Origin of the sequence: Bacteroides timonensis, assembly GCF_000513195.1 — a bacterium.
GTDB classification, from domain to species: domain Bacteria; phylum Bacteroidota; class Bacteroidia; order Bacteroidales; family Bacteroidaceae; genus Bacteroides; species Bacteroides timonensis.
In genome coordinates this window covers 26,683-45,480 of record NZ_CBVI010000090.1, presented here as the reverse complement: position 1 = coordinate 45,480, position 18,798 = coordinate 26,683, and the positions used below count along the sequence as shown (strand labels likewise).

Sequence of the window (18,798 nt, the reverse complement as noted above, 5' to 3'; positions counted from 1 at the left end):
CAAAGTATCTAGATTGAAGATTTCTCTTCTTCTTTTTTCTGATACTCAGTGGGAGTCATACCAAATTCGTTTTTGAAGCATTTTTTGAAGTATTTAGGATTGGAGAAACCTACGGCATAAGCCACTTCGGATATATTCACAAAAGGCTTTTTTAGTATTGTACAGGCATGTTTAAGTCTGATATTCCGGATAAACTCAACAGGTGAAAGCCCGGTCATAACCTTCATTTTCCTGTTTAGGGTGGATTTGGAGACATTAAGTTCTGAAGCGAAAGCATCTATATCAAAATCTGATTCAACCAGATACTTCTCAACACATTCGATGGCTTTTTCCAGGAACTGCTCGTCGGTACTCTGATATTCCAGTGCTACAACATTGATTTCCGTATCGACTCTGAACTTCTCTTGTCGCTTCTGGTTGGATTTCATCAGATTGTCGATGCGTGCATTCAGCATCTTCATTTCAAATGGTTTCGTCAGGTAGCCGTTTGCTCCTGCATTGAAACATTTCACCTGGTCTTCCACAGAATTCTTTGCCGTAAGCATCAGCACCGGTATATGACTGGTGTTGATGTCCTGTTTCATTGTTGCACAGAGCTCGATTCCATCCATTTCGGGCATCATATAGTCACTGACCATCAGGTCTACGTCTTCGCTTCTTACAATTTCCAATGCTTTTTTCCCATTCGTAGCAGTGAGTATATTGTAGTGTGTTGCCAACTTTCTTTTCATCAATAGCAGGAACTCTTCATTGTCATCTACCAGTAATATCGTACCTTCTTTCTCTTCTGTATCTTCTGTTGCATCATTCGGTACTATTGACGGTATTTTACTGGTTTCGATAATGTCCTTTATCTCCGGATAATAATTCCGGTCGATAGGGATTAGAACGGTGAATCTGGAACCTTCTCCGATGCTGCTTTCTACCTGGATGTCTCCTTTATGCAAGGTTACTAGTTTCTTGGTTAATGAAAGCCCTACACCGTTTGATTGAGGTGCATAAGCTGTTTTGTTCACATAGAATGGAGTGAATATCTTGGATATTTCTTTCTGGTCTATGCCTATTCCTTCATCCTGCACCTCTATCCGGAGGAATCGGGAATTATCCTTTTGCAGAGTCGATACATTCAGCTCTACTTTTTTATCGGCAGGTGTATATTTGGCCGCATTCGAGAGTATGTTGTACAGAACCTTGTCTATTTTGTCAAAGTCCATATATCCCCAAATGTCTTTTTCTTTCAGATGAAGACTGAAATGAAGGTTTTTCTTTTCAATGATCGGTCGTATGCCTGTATGGTAGATTTCACGGATGAAGCTGCTGATATTGCCATAGGTAGGGGTGAGTACAAACGAGTCGTTTTCTACTTTCCGGAAATCTAGCACTTGCTGGATTAAGCGTTTTAAGCGGAGCACATTACTTTTCAATATATGTACATCTTCCTGTGGAGATGCCTTTGTTTCTTCCAAATCATCTGCTACGCAACTGATGGTAGTGAGCGGGGTGAGCAGTTCATGGCTTATATGGGTGAAATATTCCAGTTTAGTCTTGGTCAGTTCTTTCTGGAATCTAACCTGGTCGGACCGTCTTACCCTGTGCAGGTAATAGAAAATGATGGAATAAAGGATCAGAATGATGAGAGTTATATAGGTACCGTATGCCCACCATGTTTCGTACCAAGCCGGCTTTTTATAGATACGCAGTTCTGTGACGTCGTCTTTCCAGTAGCCGTATTCATCCGTAGAGCGTACCTTGAAAGTATGATATCCTTTAGGAATTTTATTGTAGAAAGCCGACCGATTACCGGTTTCGGTGTATACCCACTCTTTGTCCACGCCATCCATCTTGTAGGCGTATCTTATTCTCGATGTTGCTGTAAATTGAAGAGCGGAGAAGAAGATTTCAAGATTGTTATCTTCGGGCTCCAACCAGATGCTTCGGGTTGATAAATCTTTCGACTGGCGCTGGGGATTGAAGAAGAAAGAATTATTGGATACTTTGATATCTGTTATGATGACCGGATTGGAATTGATCTTCTTAGACGGGAATTTTGAGGAAGCCATCGATACAAAGCCACCATGCCCACCGGCATAAAGCCTGCCGTTGAACAAGTCTATGACGTCCTTCTTGAACGAGTTTATCTGAACGGATTCGTCTGAATTTGAATAATGAATGTATCTATCTGACTGGATATCATAGGCAGTCAATTGTCGGTTTGTTAGTATCCAAAGGGTATTCCTGTCATGTTTCATCCCTAAAATAGACTGTCCGGTCATTCCGCATGAGCTACTGAAGTCCTTCATTGTCTCTGAGTTGAGATCCATTTTCAGGATGGAACCTTGAGTAGTGGCGATCCATAGATGGTTTTCCTGGATCACTATCTTATCAATATTGTTACTGGGTAAGGATGAATTCTGGGTTGAGTATTGTTTAATCGGTTTCAGTTTATCCTCTAAAGAAACCTTATGTAAACCGGAATCTTCGGTTGCCAACCAGATGTTACCGTGTCCGTCTTCTGCAATAGATGTAATGTTGGGCATAGAGAATTCGGGGATGATAAAGTCTTTGCCGTCCGGTTTTAGATAGAGCTGTCCGGTGGTAGCTACCCATAAATTTCCCTTACTGTCTTCATACATGGATGTAATGTTGCCTGTAGTCCCCTTTGGTGTATATAAGTCCTTTGCCAGTAGGTACTCAATTTCTCTTTTACTGTTTAGTTTTGCTTTGTAGAGAGTAGGCTGGTCTCTGCATCCCAACCAGAATTCTCCCGGCTGTTTCGAACGGAGGATATATCCTACATTATGCACTCCGGAATTTGTATTTGAGTAGTCATAGAATTTATCCTGTTCTATGTCATACCAGCAGAGTCCCCAACGTTCCTGATTGAACCAGAGCCCATTGTTGGGGTCAATACCCAGAGTGGTTATATTCGTGTCGAAACCTACATGTCTTTTCAGTTTGGGCAGGAAGTTATTAGCTATGGCAGGATTTCCCATTAGCAAGTGATACCCGCTGTCATAAGCCCCGGCCCAAAGGTTGCCTTCCCTGTCTTTAATGATCTGGCTGAACATTTTGTTATAATCGAACATATACGAGCTGAGGTCCACTTTTTCCAGATGTCCGTCCACCACTTTGAAAGCATAGAGTTCGTGGTAGCCGAATACCCATATATAGCCGTAAACATCATCTTGTACTACACTGAAGAAGGCGGTTTCAGGCAGGTGCAGTTTTTCATTGAAGATTTCTTGATGCGTGTACATTTTATCCTCTGTTGCATCCGGATGAAAACGGTAGATACCGTCTCCCCAAGTCAATATCCAATATTGGTCATCTCTGTCCTGAAATATTTTAAACGGATTATTATTCGCTCCGAGTGTAGGGAAACTCATAAATGTATCTGTATTCTTGAGATACTTATATAAACCTCCTCCCCATGTGCATACCCATATATTGCCGAAATGATCTTCATATATTGAGTTTATACCATTATTGGGAACCGCCGGGATCAAATTTCCGTAGCCTTCTTCAACGAATAGTCGGAATTATAGTGAGAAACCTGATTACGGGTACATATCCATAGTTCTTTCCGGCTATCTACCAACATGAAGTTTATCCATGTATTCTGGATTTCTGTATCTGGGAATGGCCGTATCTGATAGTTACTCTTATCCACCAAATTAACCCCTTGTCTTGTTCCTACCAGCAGGCAATTATCATCTTCAGCAAAACACCAGATGAAGTCATCGGTTAATAAATGAGGCTGGTTAAAATCTGATTTGAAAGTCTGGAGTTGGTATCCGTCATATCGTCCTAAGCCGTTTTTAGTCCCTAACCAGATGAATCCATTCTGATCCTGATGTAAGTCTATTACTTCATTGGAAGGCAGCTGTTCTAGAAAAGGCATTTGTTTGGCTATTATTTGCTGTGCATATGAGGAAATGCTCATTAATAGGAAGATGACAATGAGAAAGGGGGATACATATATCTGAATTTCTGTACGATGAATTCTGTTTTCCATAATGTTACAAGGTGTTTTCTTTGGTGACGATTGCAAAAATAGGGTATTATTGGCAATACTTCAATCAAAATGGCATTTTTGTGAACCTTCCTGTAAAGTATGGGCATAAAAAAAGGAGTACCGCTGTACTCCAACCTTTGTTAACCTTAAATCTAATACTATGAAAAACACAGTGCAAAGATACGGACTTCTGGGATATCTGCAAATAAAACAAATAAAAAAGAGTGTTTCATAACATGTTTTAGCAAAAACATTGTTTTTGTTAAGGCTTACTAAGGATTTGAGCCCCCTCAGCACTTGTTTTCTAAAAAAGAATTATCTTTGCATGGCTGCGAAAATAAGCTGCACTTTTGCCTATTAATAAATTTATAAAGAACAACTACTGTGAGCGAAGAAGATATTGCCCTTACCCCGATGATGAAACAGTTCTTGGACCTGAAAGCCAAGCATCCTGATGCCGTTATGCTGTTTCGCTGCGGCGACTTCTATGAAACTTATTCTACCGATGCTGTTGTTGCAGCCGAAATCCTGGGAATTACCCTGACTAAGCGTGCCAATGGTAAAGGGAAGACTGTTGAAATGGCGGGATTCCCTCATCATGCACTGGATACGTATCTGCCTAAACTGGTACGTGCCGGGAAGCGTGTAGCCATCTGTGACCAGTTGGAAGACCCGAAAATGACCAAGAAACTGGTGAAGCGGGGTATTACGGAACTGGTAACTCCCGGTGTTTCCATCAATGATAATATACTGAATTACCGGGAGAATAACTTCCTGGCTGCCGTACATTTTGGTAAGGGAACGTGCGGTGTGGCATTTCTCGATATATCTACGGGTGAGTTCCTCACAGCAGAAGGGCCTTTCGACTATGTAGACAAGCTATTGAATAACTTCGCGCCTAAAGAAGTACTTTTTGAGCGTGGTAAGCGGGGCATGTTCGAGGGGAATTTCGGAAGTAAGTTCTTTACCTTCGAACTGGACGACTGGGTGTTTACAGAGACTACCGCCCGGGAGAAACTTCTGAAGCATTTTGAAACGAAGAATCTGAAAGGTTTTGGTGTAGAGCATCTCAAGAATGGTATCATCGCTTCGGGAGCTATCCTGCAATATCTCATCATGACGCAGCATACCCAAATCGGGCATATCACTTCTTTGGCACGTATTGAAGAAGATAAATACGTCCGTCTGGATAAATTCACGGTCCGTAGCCTTGAGTTGATAGGCAGCATGAATGATGGAGGCAGCAGTTTGCTAAATGTGATTGATAAGACTATCAGTCCGATGGGTGCCCGTTTACTGAAGCGCTGGTTGGTGTTTCCGTTGAAAGATGTGTTGCCTATCAATGAACGTCTGAACGTGGTGGAATACTTCTTTCGTCAGCCGGATTTCAAAGAACTGATCGAAGAACAGTTGCATTTGATAGGCGATTTGGAACGTATCATCTCTAAAGTGGCTGTAGGACGTGTTTCTCCTCGTGAAGTAGTTGCATTAAAGGTAGCTTTGCAGGCTATCGAGCCTATTAAGGAAGCTTGTATGGAGGCGGATAATGCCAGTCTGAACCGTATCGGTGAGCAACTGAATATCTGTAAGTCCATTCGCGACCGCATTGAAAAAGAGATTAATAATGATCCTCCGTTGCTGATAAACAAAGGTGGTGTTATGAAGTTGGGCGTCAATGCCGAATTGGATGAATTACGCCAGATAGCTTATTCCGGTAAAGATTATCTGCTACAGATACAGCAACGGGAAAGTGAGCTGACTGAAATTCCCAGTCTGAAAATCGGTTACAACAATGTATTCGGTTACTATATTGAAGTGCGCAATACACATAAGGATAAGGTACCACAGGAGTGGATACGTAAACAGACCTTGGCCAATGCCGAACGTTACATTACACAAGAGCTGAAAGAGTACGAAGAGAAAATTCTCGGTGCCGAAGATAAGATATTGATACTGGAAACCCAGCTCTACATGGAACTGGTGCAGGCTTTAAGTGAGTTTATTCCTGCCATTCAGGTGAATGCAAACCAGATCGCGCGTCTGGACTGTTTGCTGTCTTTTGCCAATGTGGCACGTGAGAATAATTATATACGTCCTGTCATCGAAGACAACGATGTACTGGATATCCGCCAGGGACGACATCCGGTTATCGAGAAGCAACTTCCCATAGGAGAGAAGTACATTGCCAATGATGTGGTGCTGGATAGTAGCTCGCAACAGATCATCATCATTACCGGTCCGAACATGGCGGGTAAGTCTGCATTGCTGAGACAGACGGCGTTGATAACGCTGCTGGCACAGATTGGTAGCTTCGTACCTGCCGAGAGTGCACATATCGGTTTGGTGGATAAGATATTTACCCGTGTAGGTGCCAGTGATAATATTTCTGTCGGAGAGTCTACTTTCATGGTGGAAATGAACGAGGCGGCTGATATTTTGAATAACCTTTCTTCGCGCAGTCTGGTGCTCTTTGACGAGTTGGGACGAGGTACATCTACGTACGACGGTATTTCTATTGCCTGGGCAATTGTAGAGCATATCCATGAACATCCTAAAGCAAAGGCGCGTACGTTGTTTGCTACGCACTATCACGAGTTGAACGAGATGGAGAAAAGCTTCAAGCGTATCAAGAACTACAATGTTTCCGTAAAGGAGGTGGATAATAAGGTCATTTTCCTACGTAAACTGGAACGTGGCGGTAGTGAACACTCCTTTGGTATCCATGTGGCAAAGATGGCGGGTATGCCGAAAAGTATCGTAAAACGTGCGAATGACATTCTGAAACAGCTTGAGGCGGACAATCGTCAGCAAGGTATTGCAAGTAAGCCGATGGCGGAAGTAGGAGAGACGCGTGGCGGCATGCAGCTTAGCTTTTTCCAGTTGGAAGATCCTGTGCTCTGCCAGATACGTGACGAGATTTTGAATCTGGATGTGAATAATCTGACCCCGCTGGAGGCATTGAATAAGTTGAATGATATTAAGAGGATTGTAAAAGGGAAGTAAAAACTTCCCTTTTTTATTCTTATCCGGTGGTGTTATCCGTTGATAGAATCCATATCTGTCAATTCCTTCTTCACACTATCTTTCTGCTGTTCCCTATATTGGCGTGGTGGCATACCGAAACGCTGGGAGAATAATTTATAGAACGTTCCGCGGTTATTGAAACCTGTCTTGTCCATTATTTCCTCAATGGTATAGTTCTTTGTCAGCAACAGTCGCTCGGCCATTGTGAGGCGATATTCTTTGATGATATCAGCGGGGGATTTGTCCGTTATAGGTTTTAATTTACGGTAGAACTGACGGGTGCTATAGCCCAGGTCACTGCTCAATAGTTCAACGGATAAGTCAGGGTTTGTGATATTCTTTTCTATGGTTTCTATCACCTTATCCAGGAATTCCTGATCTTCTTTGTGGATACAGTTCCCGTTTTCCACTTTGAATGAACTGAATATGGAACTATAATATTCTTTCAGGTCCGATTCTCTTTTAATCAACCGGTAGACTACTTTCTCTAAGTATTTTACATTGAAAGGTTTCGTCACATACACTTCTGCACCAGCCTCAATGCCTTTCACCTGATCGTCTTCGTGATGAAGGGCAGACAGTAGAATGAGTGGAATATGGCTCCATAACTTGTTTTGCTTGATTTTCTGGGCAAAGGAAAGTCCGTCTATTTCAGGCATCATCACATCTGAAATAATCAGATCCGGCTGCTTCAGTTCCAGGCTGGCAAAAGCTTCTGCAGCGTTATTGAAAGATAATACATTGTATTTATCTACAAATATTTCCGAGACGAACCATAGCATAGAAGGATCGTCGTCAATGATCATAACCGTATGCTTGGAAGTGTCGAAATTAACAGCGGTCTGTTCCAGTTCCATGGGCTCCGTATTTGTATTCAGAGGTCCTGTTTCATACACTTTTTGGGGTGTTTCCGCTTCCTGTGCAGTGGGCGATAGTTCCGGTAAAGTGACTGTAAATGTCGTTATCTCATTCTGAATACTGCTGACATTGATTTCACCGTTCAACAGAGTAACCATATTCTTACAAATAGCCAATCCCAGCCCATTCCGTGAATTCTTGCCATTCATTTCAAAAGAATCCAATATCTTATAGCGATCGAATATCTTTGCAAGATTCTCTTTAGCTATCCCCTTTCCTGAGTTGGATATATTAAGGGTTAGAAGCTGGTTTTCTACTTTCAGGCCGATGGTGATATTCCCTTCTTCCGGAGTATATTTGAAAGCATTTGAGATCAGGTTATTTACGATCTTACTGAAACAGCTGATATCCGTGTTCCATTCAATGTCCGGTTCAATATCCAACCGATAGTTCAGATTCTTATTTTCAGCCAATTCACAGAAGGATTCCGCTATGTTCCGGAGTTTGTCCGATACGGATAATCTTTGGATAGAAAGCACTTTATGACCGGTTTCCAGCCTGCGGAATTCCAGCAGTTCCAGAATCAAGCCATTCAGTTTTTCTGTATTCTGCTGTATCATCTTCCCGTATTTGCGGATATACGAATCAGATTGCGGGTAGGCAAGTATCTTTTCGCACGGACCATAAATCAGCGTCAGCGGCGTACAGAATTCATGCGTGATGTTGGTAAAGAAGCGCAGCTTGGACTCATAGACTTCTTCTTTCTTTTCCCGGTTCAATTTCTCAATCATGCGGTGTTGCTTCCGGCGGTATTGATGAACTATCCTGTAAACAGCAAGAATGCAGAACAAAGCGGTTAATATGAAATAGAGAATATACGCCCAGTTACTTAAATACCAGGGAGGAGTAATCTGAATCAGAAGTTTCTGCGGTTCGCACTCTTTTCCATTCATGTTATTCTTGTATTTCACTAACAAGGTATATTGTCCGGGTGCAAGATTGGAGAAGATGGCGCTGGCCGATATTCCACTTTCTATCCACTGGCTGCTTACTTCGTCCAATTTGTAAGAATAAGAGTAATTGTTACCATTTATATAATCTATTGCCATAAAGTCGATACAGAAGAAGTTCTGGCTATAATCCAGCTGAAGTATCTTCTTTCCTTTCTTGTCGTGAAGAAAATCATGAATATTGTATTCTTTTCCGAAGATAGATAATCCCTTCAGGTTTATTTGAGGCATATAGTCTGCCATAATATAAGCGTTAGGCTTGACGGTAACAAATCCGTTTGTCCCTCCGAAGAACAAAGTTTCGGTCCGCAAGTCTTTATAGAAAGCTCCATCACTGAATTCAGTGACTTCCAGTCCGTTTTCCCGGTCGTAAGTCTGCCCGGTATTGGTTTTAGGGTTGAACCTTACCAGTCCTTGATTCGTGCTGATCCAAAGGTTATTTTGCTGGTCTTCCAAAATGCCATGTACTGTGTTGTTTGAGAAAAGGTCAGCCCTGTCATGATAATGTGAGTAATCTTCATTGAAGTGAAGTAGTCCGGAGCTGGTTCCCAGCCAATATCCTTTCTCATTTTTATAAATGGCGAAAATATCATTGGCCGTCTGACTGTTCACTACATTATCAAACCTGTATGGAGTTAGCTGTTCGGTTTCGACATTGAGCCGGTAGGCTCCATAACCACGATTACCGAACCAAAGGATAGAATCATTCTCCTGGAAGGAGGTAAAGAAATAATTGGAAGCCATACGCCCGTCATCCAGAACAATTCTGGTAGCCGATTTAACGGAAGGAGAGCTACCGGCTTTATCCAAAATAACTTTTACGATACCTTCACCTACAGTGGATACCCATAAAGTGGTATCATTTAATTCGTTGATGGAGTGTACATATTTCACCTTCTTTCCATCGGCTATCACTGTAAACGCTTTCAGCTGTTTATTCTGGTATGAATAGTAGTTAAGCCCGTTTTCCGTTCCAATCCATAGCCTGTTCGCAGAACCGGGGGCAAAGCAATAGACGGTGTTGTCGGTTAAGGTACTGTTGCTGATGGAGATCCGGTCGAAAGAAACTGCTGCATTGGTTTCCGGAGAATAATTCCTGATACGCAATATACCTCCTCCTTTGGTTCCTATCCATAAGGTTTGTTCCTCATCGTAGTAAACGGTACGTACGGGGTTGTTTATCTGGTATACAGGAGTATCCAGCAGTGTATTGGTAATGGAGAAAGCATCATTGAAATACATGTATACCCCTTGTCCGTCTGTTCCTATCCAAACAATATCTTGATATTTGTCCTTCATCAGACAGAAGATGCCGGAATGGATTTCCGTATCTTGTATCTGGTATTTTATTTTCTGATCGGACATATATTTCAATACGATCAATCCGCTGCTTTTGAAGCCAATGTAATAGTCGTTTTGTTGTTTGATGATGGAAGAAACTTCTCCGCGAGTTTCGACTTCTGCTTTGAGATCTGCAATAAAGTATTGCTGTTGATTGCCGAAGTCATATTCATAGAGTGAGTAGGTTTTATCGATGAAATAGGCCAGATCTTCTTCTGCGAATGCCCATAATAACTGTTCGGGGTGCTTGAAAAGATTGCTGGGGGTGAGGGTTATTCCTTCTTTATTCTTGTTTATCTGATAGCTGCGGGTGTCATTATTCGAAGTGAATACCCATAGAATATTGTTTTTGTCGATGATAGTGGATAATACGTGTCCGAATGCTATTTGAGCTACTTCCAATTTTTGGAAGAGTTGCTTTTCCGGTTGATAGTAATAGATATATCCGTCGTCTTTTACAATGAAGAGGTCATTATCCCTGCTTTTTGCCATATAGTTCTTGTCTTTGAACTCCGTAAAGCTTTTAGATGTCTGGAGTTTGGTATCCAGACGATCCAGTCCATAGTTGGTCTGTATCCATAATACATCCTTTTCAGTCTCCATGATGTCGTTAATCAGGTTTCCGGATAATGGGGCTTTCGTCGGGTTGACAGGATTATATACATGGATATTGGTGCCGTCGAAAATATTCAGACCATCACATGAACCGATCCAGATAACTCCCTGATGATCCTGGTAAAGGGATAAGATAGCACTGTTGGATAAGCCGTTTTTGTTTGAAAATTGCCGCAGACTGTATGCATGAATCAAATGCGGAAAGCAGCATAAGATGCAAATAAACAGTGAAACTTGGGGGAAATAGTGTCTGTTTTTCATATCTGTATATCGGACTAATTAGGTATTGCAAAGATAGAGAATTATGGTAGGATACGGCTGGGAAGCATAGAAAAAAGAGTAATACTTTTCTGACTTTTTTGTGCGTTTTACAGCCATATATCTTTTTTTGTGACAATTAAAAGAAAAGCAGATAATTCAGTATGCACTAATTATCTGCAAGGCTCTTTCATCTTTCATTGTTGCCTCATTCATTGGCTTTTCCACTGAAACTGCCGTCTGAAAGACAAGGAAGTTCTTTTAGGTGAATCAGATCACTTCCTCGCACACCCGCATTTCCATCCCTTTATATACTACTACAACCTTGTGCAGCCGGGTGTTGCCGATGGCGCGTTTCACTGTGTCCGTGTCGGCGTAGTGGTTGGCTTGGGCAATGGCTTCCCGGCGCAGTTCTTCCACGCGGTTTTCGGGGTCTTTGTACTTGGCATACTTCAACTCCACGATGTAACTGTGCGTCATGTCGGAGTAAATCTCCAGCATCGGACAGAGGAAGATATCGACGTATCCTGCCTGTGTGTCCTGTTCGGAAATGGGACGGTAGAAGCGATTCTGAGCAGTCATGGCAAGGGTGAAGCCGTGGACAAAGAACTCGCCCTTCTGCTTGTCACGCTGTGAGGCATAACGCTTCAGACAGTCGGCAATGTAGCCGAAGTAGGACTGCCAATCACCCCGATAGGCCAGTGCACTGGATAGTTCGCTCTTTTCATAGCTGCTGAAGCTGAGGTCGGCATCATTATAAGTATTCAGCAGATAGGTGTAGAGTTGTTCCTGCACCACCATATTGGGAATGGTCAGTTTGGTTTTTCCTTCGTGCATTCCGCTGATGGTGAGCATTCCGAAGTAGTAGAGCAGGCTTACGAAATTATCGGGATTGGTGATGCTGACGGCAGGGAAACCATCCTTCAGGTCACCGGTGATATAACCTTGGCTCACTAAAGTCTGGATGATGGAGGCATCGTGGGCAAATTCCTTGTCCTTGCGGATGAGCATGCGCAACTTCTCATAGTCGATGCGGATGTTGCTCTCTATCATGTTTTGCGGCACTTTACCATTATCAATGTAGTTTTTTACGAAATAAAGCACCATATTGGAGTTGTACATCGTGGTTTCGCCATAACAATCCTGCGCAAAACAGTAATTGTCATACCAAGGTTTCATTATCTCTATCAATTCGTTCACGGTGTGGCGGAAAGGACTGTTTGTAGAGTAATAGTTAAGCATTTCGCGCACTTCTTCTTCAGTGAAACCCATCAACTGGTTGAATTTCGATGAGAGTGAGTAGTTGGTACCAATGTTGAATCCGCTGGTCAGGTCGTCCATCGTCACAGGGCTTACGCCGGTGATGAAGCAGCGCTTGATGCTGGAATAGGTTCCTGCCTTCACTTTGTTAAATAGATTACGCAGATAACCTTCGCCATGCGTCTCGTCAGTGTATCGGCGTAAACTTTCGGGATTGGAAAGGATGGCGTTGGTGAAATGGTCGTATTCGTCGATGAAAAGGTACATTTTCTGTCCGGCGCGTTCACATACTTGGTAGAGGAATTCCAGTTGCGCTACAGCTCCGTTTTTGGTATGCAGTTCTTCCCATGTCTCCGGGGGGAGGAGATCGGCATATTTCTTGCAAAAGCTCTCGATGGTTGTGCCGCAGTGCTCATCCAATCCTTTGCGGTAATCATTTAGTTCGGCATTGATGCCGGAAAAGTTGAGATAGAGCACTAAGTAGCTGTTGCGGTCAGACGTGGGGTGTTGCCCGATGTAGAGGTCACCAAAAAGATCGTCAAACTTATCGCGGGTACTCACGTCATAATAGTGTTGCAGGATATTCAGTGTCAGACTCTTGCCAAAGCGTCGTGGACGGATGAAGAAGAAGAAACGGTCTGCCTGCTCTATCATGGGGATGAAGCGGGTTTTATCTACATAATAATAGTTGTCGCAGCGAATATCTGCAAAGTTCATCATTCCGTAGGGAAGTCTTTTCCTGTCCTGTACTATATAGTCCAATGGATTCATTTCCTGTCCTCCTTATTGTTTTTTAATCTGTTACCTTGTAACACAACGATACAAAGATAACAAAAGTTCTTATAGGGACGATGCGTTTCTAACTACATATTTTATGAAGTACTTCAGGTTTATCTTTTGGGCACTGCATGCCTCGGCATTCCGTAATATCCCGGTATAGGTTGATAGATAGACTGTGCAGGCCTTCCACTTGTTACTAAAATGGCGTCTTCCTTTTGCAGAAAGACGCCATTTCTCTTCTTTTGCTAACACGAGCCTTTTTTGAAAACATGAAATAAGGAGTTACATGTGCCGGATAATGCCTGTAAATGCAGCTATTTCGTATGCTGTTTTTCAGATGTTGATATTCTGTTTGCAAGAACTATATATCCAATCTGTCGGTACTTTATATCCAACTTGTCAACGCTTATATCCAGCGCGCTGGGTCTATATGTCCTGCACCTTGGAAGTCTATATCCTGCACGAACGGCATCCTTTTCCAACGAAAAGCACCTTCATTTTGTAGAAATAGGAGATGCTTCTACTTTTTTAGCGATGTGTATAAAAAGATATCCGGCTGTGCATCAGCCGGATATACTTTTTTAATCGCGTATTTCTGTCCTACTGTGCCCTGGTGCGCAAATAACGCATTCTCGGGGGATGGGAAATACAAAGTGTCAAAAACCTATCACCATCCTTGATTCTGTGGATAACGTTCGCCGGTCGTCACACGGTCAATCATTTGTTGTGGAACAGGACGTAACCAATGTCTGTCTTCCGTAATATTCGTATTGGCTTTACCATCGTCATACTTGCGCACACGGTCAATCAATGTTCCGGTACGAACTAAATCTGCCCATCGGCAATGTTCTGCAAGCAACTCACGGGTACGTTCTTCAAGGATGAAGTCGAGCGTAACATCACTTGGAGCGATGTCCAATGCACCAATTTCACCGATTTGCTTATCACGGGCACGCTCTCTAATCACATTTATATATTTAGCTGCATTCGTATTATCACCCAATTTGAAAGCGGCCTCAGCAGCCAGCAAATAAGTTTCGGCTAAACGATAAATGATGTAAGAACGATCTGTATTGTCATTGGGAATAGCACGCGTTCTGTCCAGGAACTTCATGATAGTGGGGAAAATGGCACGACCATTGTAAGCGTCAGGGGTAAAAATCAGATAGTGATTACCTTCACGATTCTGGGTTTTAGCTCTGATTTCTTCAGCAGACATATAATATCCCGGATAGTACATGGCAGTATCGCCAACAACGGTATAGTCCCAGTTGAAGCTTTCGTCCTTGCCGTCAATGACATAATTGACAACACCACCTTTTTGCGTTTTAGTGGCATACCACACTGTCTGGAAAGTTGCTTTATAACGTGTATCTTTATCACGGTTGTTGAAAGCATTATAGGTATAGCCGGTAGGATTAATCCAAGAGTAACAACGTCCGTCATTGATGTTACGCTCACCCAAATACTGGTCATAACCATTCACAAAGTAATGATTCAGCGTGCTGCGTCCGCCAAAAGTGTTGTCATCATCCCAGTCCATACGGGCTACAAACAGTTCTTCCTTGTTCTTGCCGGAAGGGGCATCATTGGCTTCATCAAAAACATCTGCATAATTGTCCATCAGCTTCAATCCCAAAGAAGGGGCATCCGTGATTAATCCGGTTGCCATATCAAACGCTTTCTGATAATATTCCTTAGCCTTGGTGGTGTTATAGTACTTCGTCTGCGTATTTCCTTTATAAGATGGATTGGCAGGATCTTTATCGAATACCCAGGCTAATGTCAGATAAACGCGTGACAACAGGTGGCGGGCAGCTGCGGCAGAAGCGCGGCCTGACTCCAGATTATTGAGTTGCGGACTGGGTGAACAGAGCCTGATGGCATTCAATAAATCAGGGATAATGACCTCTTCATAAACACGCACCATATCATGGCGTTCGGCCGAAGTACTTGGGGATGCATTATAGGTGGTAGTCAGTGTAACGTCACCGAATTGTTCCACCAAATGAAAGTAATTATAAGCTCGCATAAAATAAGCTTCACCTAAGTACTGGTCACGCTGTGCAGCAGTCAGCACAGTGGTGGTAATGTCTACTTTATCAGCATTTTCAATCATATAGTTCAAGGTGTTGATGTGGATATAGGCATCGTTCCACAACTTCCTTGGGTATTCATTGTTTGCATTATATTTCTCTAAATCGTAGTTTGCAAGATCGGCGCAACGGTTGCTTCCTCCGATGTTGTTCTTCAATTCGTCCGTGCCCGGATTCATTAATCCGTGAATGCCTTCTTCGGCACTATAAGTGGAACGTACATTGGCATAAACAGAGTTTAGGGCCATGCCAAAGCCGGAAGGTGTTGCCATGAAATCCTGCATTACATTCGAGTGATTCTCTTCCTCCAGAAAATCGGAACAACCGGTTGCCAACAAAACAAGTGATGACAAGGCAAGTGTTGATAATATCTTTTTCATATTCATTCTGCTATTATTCAATTACTAATTTAGAAAGTTAAATTCAAGCCAAACACAAATGTGCGGGTAGGAGGAGTCTTTAAGTTGATGGAACTTGTAGTCTCCGGATCTATGCCACCATCTTTACGGTACTCTTTGCTAAACCAAGTGAAGAGATTTGAGCCTGTAGCATATATGCGGGCTGTTTGCACGTTTAATTTGGAAAGGAATGTCTTGGGAATATTATATCCTAATGTGATGTTTCTCAATTTCAGATAAGAGCCATCGTAACGGGCCAGCAATCCTTTGTTAGAAATTGTAGCGGTAGTGGGTTTCGGCCAACGGGCTGTTGTATTGTCCGGCGTCCAGTAATCCACGTTCAGGTTGTTGTAACCACCCTGCAAAGTATTCATCCAGCCGTTATGCATATCCGAGGTAATAGTTCCACCATAACGGAATGTCCACAAGAACGAAAGGTCGAAGCCTTTCCAGGCAAAACGGTTGTTGATACCTCCCTCGAACTTCGGGGCACGGCGACCGATGAATACTTTGTCATCTTCGTTGATAATCTGTTTGGCTTTCGGAGTGACGCCGTCTTCCTCATAATCGATATGGTGGTTTTTGATCTTGACAGTACCGATTACGGAATTGGCACCGGAAGTCGCGTAGCCGAATGACTCGGCCAATGCACGGTCTTCGGGAGTATCCTGCCACAGGCCGTCGTGCTCGTATGAGTAAATCACATAGCTGTCTTGTCCCAAGAAGAATCCGGCATCTTTGTCAAATTCTACTCCTTCACCAAGATCCATGATTTTGTTACGGTTGCCGAAGATGTTTAAGTCGGTTGACCAAGAGAGTTTGTCCTGTCCGTCGCCTTCGATATTCACTGTAGTCACATTGAATTCCAGACCACGGTTTCGGGTAGCCCCGCGATTGGTCAGGTAAGAATTGGAGTAACCGGAAGTAGAAGGCAGATGTACACCCAACAACAAGTCCGTAGTATTCTGTTGATACCATTCGATAGTACCGGTGATGCGGTTGTTCAGGAAGCCGAAGTCTACACCTACGTTCCATGTCTCGGTGTTTTCCCATCCCAGGGAGCTATCCGGCACAGTACCCGGACGAACACCCATTACGCCGCCTGTACCCAACAAGTACTTGCTGCCGGTATCCAGTATTGACATCGTCTGATAAGCATTGATAGCCGTACTGCCCACATTACCCCAGCTGGCTCTCAGTTTCATGCCGGAAAGGACGTCCGTATTGACATTCTGCATGAAGTTCTCACGCATCAGGTTCCATCCCAAAGCAACCGAAGGGAACGCATGCCATTTGTTACCTTTTGCCAAGCGGGACGAGCCGTCGTATCTCACGGTTGCCGTCAACAGGTACTTCTCTTTATAGTTATAGTTCAGACGTCCCATGTAAGAGAGCAGGCCCCATTTCTCGTAGCCACCGCCACCGGTCACGTTGCCCTGTGCAAGTCCCGGATTGTAATACTGGATGTTGTCATCGTAGTAGTCATTGCCAGACACGCTGTTCTTGGTGAACTCCTTCTCTTCTGCGGAAAACAATCCGGTCACGTTGAAGTTGTGGACATTGTTGAAAGAGTAATCCCAAGTCAGGATATTCTCCAACGTATAGTCTACACTGTGCTGATATTCGCCGAACGACCAGTCGAGGGCGCCCATACGTTTGGTCGTATTGGTGGATTGGAATTGGCCGATTGAGTAATATTTCAGGTTGATACCGCCGTTGAAACGATACTTGATGCCGAAAGGCAACTTCACGTCGATATAACCGGTGGTGAAGGTAGACAGGCTCTTACGGTCGTCCACTACACTGTTCTTCTGCGTATCTAATAAGGGGTTCCATACATTCTGTCCGCTACCGGGCAAGTAAGTGCGCAGAGAACCGTCTTCTTTGTACGGAGTGGTGAAAGGAGAAGCACGCAAAGCCATTTCCATCGGATTGGTGTCCTGACCTTTATTGATGATGTAAGTATTCAAGGTAGAAAGACCCACTTTCAGGAAGCTGGTTATCTCCGTGTCGAGAGAAAGCTTTGCCGTCATACGCTCGAAGCTGTGTGCCTCATAGTTATTCTGTCCTTTATAGTAACCTACGGAAGCGCTGTACGTAGTACGGTCATTGCCGCCATTGATAGCCACCTGATGATTCGTCGTCATGCCGTTTCGGAATATCAAGTCCTGCCAGTCCGTATCGTTTCCTGCCAGATAGCCTTCCATCTCCTCCTGATCGCGGAAGACATCCCCCACGCGCATCAGATTCGGGTCGTCAATGCCGGTGTAGGCATCCGGATTGGCATTATAGGTAGCCCATTTCTTCAGTTGGATATATTCGGAACTGTTCATCACGTCATATTCCTTGATGGCAGTCGTGATACCGTAATAACCGCTGTAGCTGACGTTCATTTTCCCTTTGCTTCCACGTTTCGTAGTGATCAGAAGTACGCCGTTGGCACCGCGAGAACCATAGATGGCTGTTGCCGAAGCGTCTTTCAGTACGCTGATGCTCTCTACGTCATCGTTATTGATTTCGTTCAGTCCGCCGGAGAAAGGGATTCCGTCTACAATGATCAAGACATCATTTCTTCCACTAAGCGAACGCTCTCCACGCACACGAATCTGCGGAGAAGCTCCCGGGTGCGTATTTCCGCCTGCCATCTGTACATCCACACCGGCAGCAAGACCTTGCAATGCCGCGCCGATGTTTCCTACAGGCGCTTGTTGCAGCGCTTCGCTCTTTACGTTCACCATAGCTCCCGTTATGTCTGATTTCTTTTGAGAACCGTAACCGACAACTACCACTTCGTTCAGCATCTCGGCATCATCCTTCAACACTATTTTCACCGAAGGTCCTGTCACTTTCACTTCTTCTGACTTATATCCGATAAAGGAAATAAGCAGTACCGCATTCTTCGGAGCGTCAATAGCAAAATTGCCGTCTATATCCGAAATCACCCCGGTAGTAGTACCTTTTACTACGATATTGGCTCCAATCACAGGTTCACCGGCAGAGTCTACAACCTGCCCTTTCACATGGATGGCTTGCTCTATAGCCGCCATGACATTTACACTATTTACGAGAAATAGGCATACCACTAAAGGTATCCATAATAAATGTGTTTTTCGTAACTTCATAATATGCAATTTAAATTAAAC

7 protein-coding genes and 1 pseudogene are annotated in these 18,798 nt (G+C 43.5%); 1 reads left to right on the top strand and 7 read right to left on the bottom strand.

Annotated features, from left to right (window positions below):
* Positions 1 to 8: 8 nt before the first annotated feature.
* The 3 genes and pseudogenes from BN161_RS16585 to BN161_RS30610 form a co-directional block, all read right to left on the bottom strand.
* The gene (locus BN161_RS16585) at positions 9 to 3,386 is read right to left on the bottom strand and encodes a hybrid sensor histidine kinase/response regulator transcription factor (RefSeq protein WP_244436530.1); all 3,378 of its coding nucleotides are present in this window, start codon (positions 3,384 to 3,386) and stop codon (positions 9 to 11) included.
* Between the two features lie 69 nt (positions 3,387 to 3,455).
* Positions 3,456 to 3,506, bottom strand: a pseudogene (locus tag BN161_RS30615) (hypothetical protein); the annotation flags it as partial.
* Positions 3,503 to 4,015, bottom strand: coding sequence for a ligand-binding sensor domain-containing protein (locus tag BN161_RS30610; protein WP_244436528.1), 513 nt, complete (start codon positions 4,013 to 4,015; stop codon positions 3,503 to 3,505). The pseudogene BN161_RS30615 and the gene BN161_RS30610, both read right to left, overlap by 4 nt.
* A gap of 414 nt (positions 4,016 to 4,429) precedes the next feature.
* On the opposite strand from BN161_RS30610, the gene mutS reads away from it, so the two are divergent.
* Entirely contained in the window at positions 4,430 to 7,018 is a 2,589-nt protein-coding gene (mutS, locus tag BN161_RS16580) for a DNA mismatch repair protein MutS (protein ID WP_044268323.1), read from the top strand.
* Between the two features lie 32 nt (positions 7,019 to 7,050).
* On the opposite strand, the gene BN161_RS16575 is transcribed toward mutS, so the two are convergent.
* The 4 genes from BN161_RS16575 to BN161_RS16560 form a co-directional block, all read right to left on the bottom strand.
* Complete coding sequence (locus BN161_RS16575) at positions 7,051 to 11,124, bottom strand: hybrid sensor histidine kinase/response regulator transcription factor (protein ID WP_044268320.1); 4,074 nt, start codon at positions 11,122 to 11,124, stop codon at positions 7,051 to 7,053.
* 267 nt (positions 11,125 to 11,391) lie between these two features.
* On the bottom strand, positions 11,392 to 13,152 hold the full coding sequence (locus BN161_RS16570; protein WP_044268317.1) for an AAA family ATPase: 1,761 nt from the start codon (positions 13,150 to 13,152) through the stop codon (positions 11,392 to 11,394).
* 676 nt (positions 13,153 to 13,828) lie between these two features.
* On the bottom strand, positions 13,829 to 15,637 hold the full coding sequence (locus BN161_RS16565) for a RagB/SusD family nutrient uptake outer membrane protein (RefSeq protein WP_244436527.1): 1,809 nt from the start codon (positions 15,635 to 15,637) through the stop codon (positions 13,829 to 13,831).
* 29 nt (positions 15,638 to 15,666) lie between these two features.
* Positions 15,667 to 18,777 (bottom strand): SusC/RagA family TonB-linked outer membrane protein, encoded by a 3,111-nt coding sequence (locus BN161_RS16560; RefSeq protein WP_044268311.1) that lies wholly within the window; start codon positions 18,775 to 18,777, stop codon positions 15,667 to 15,669.
* Positions 18,778 to 18,798: the final 21 nt, after the last annotated feature.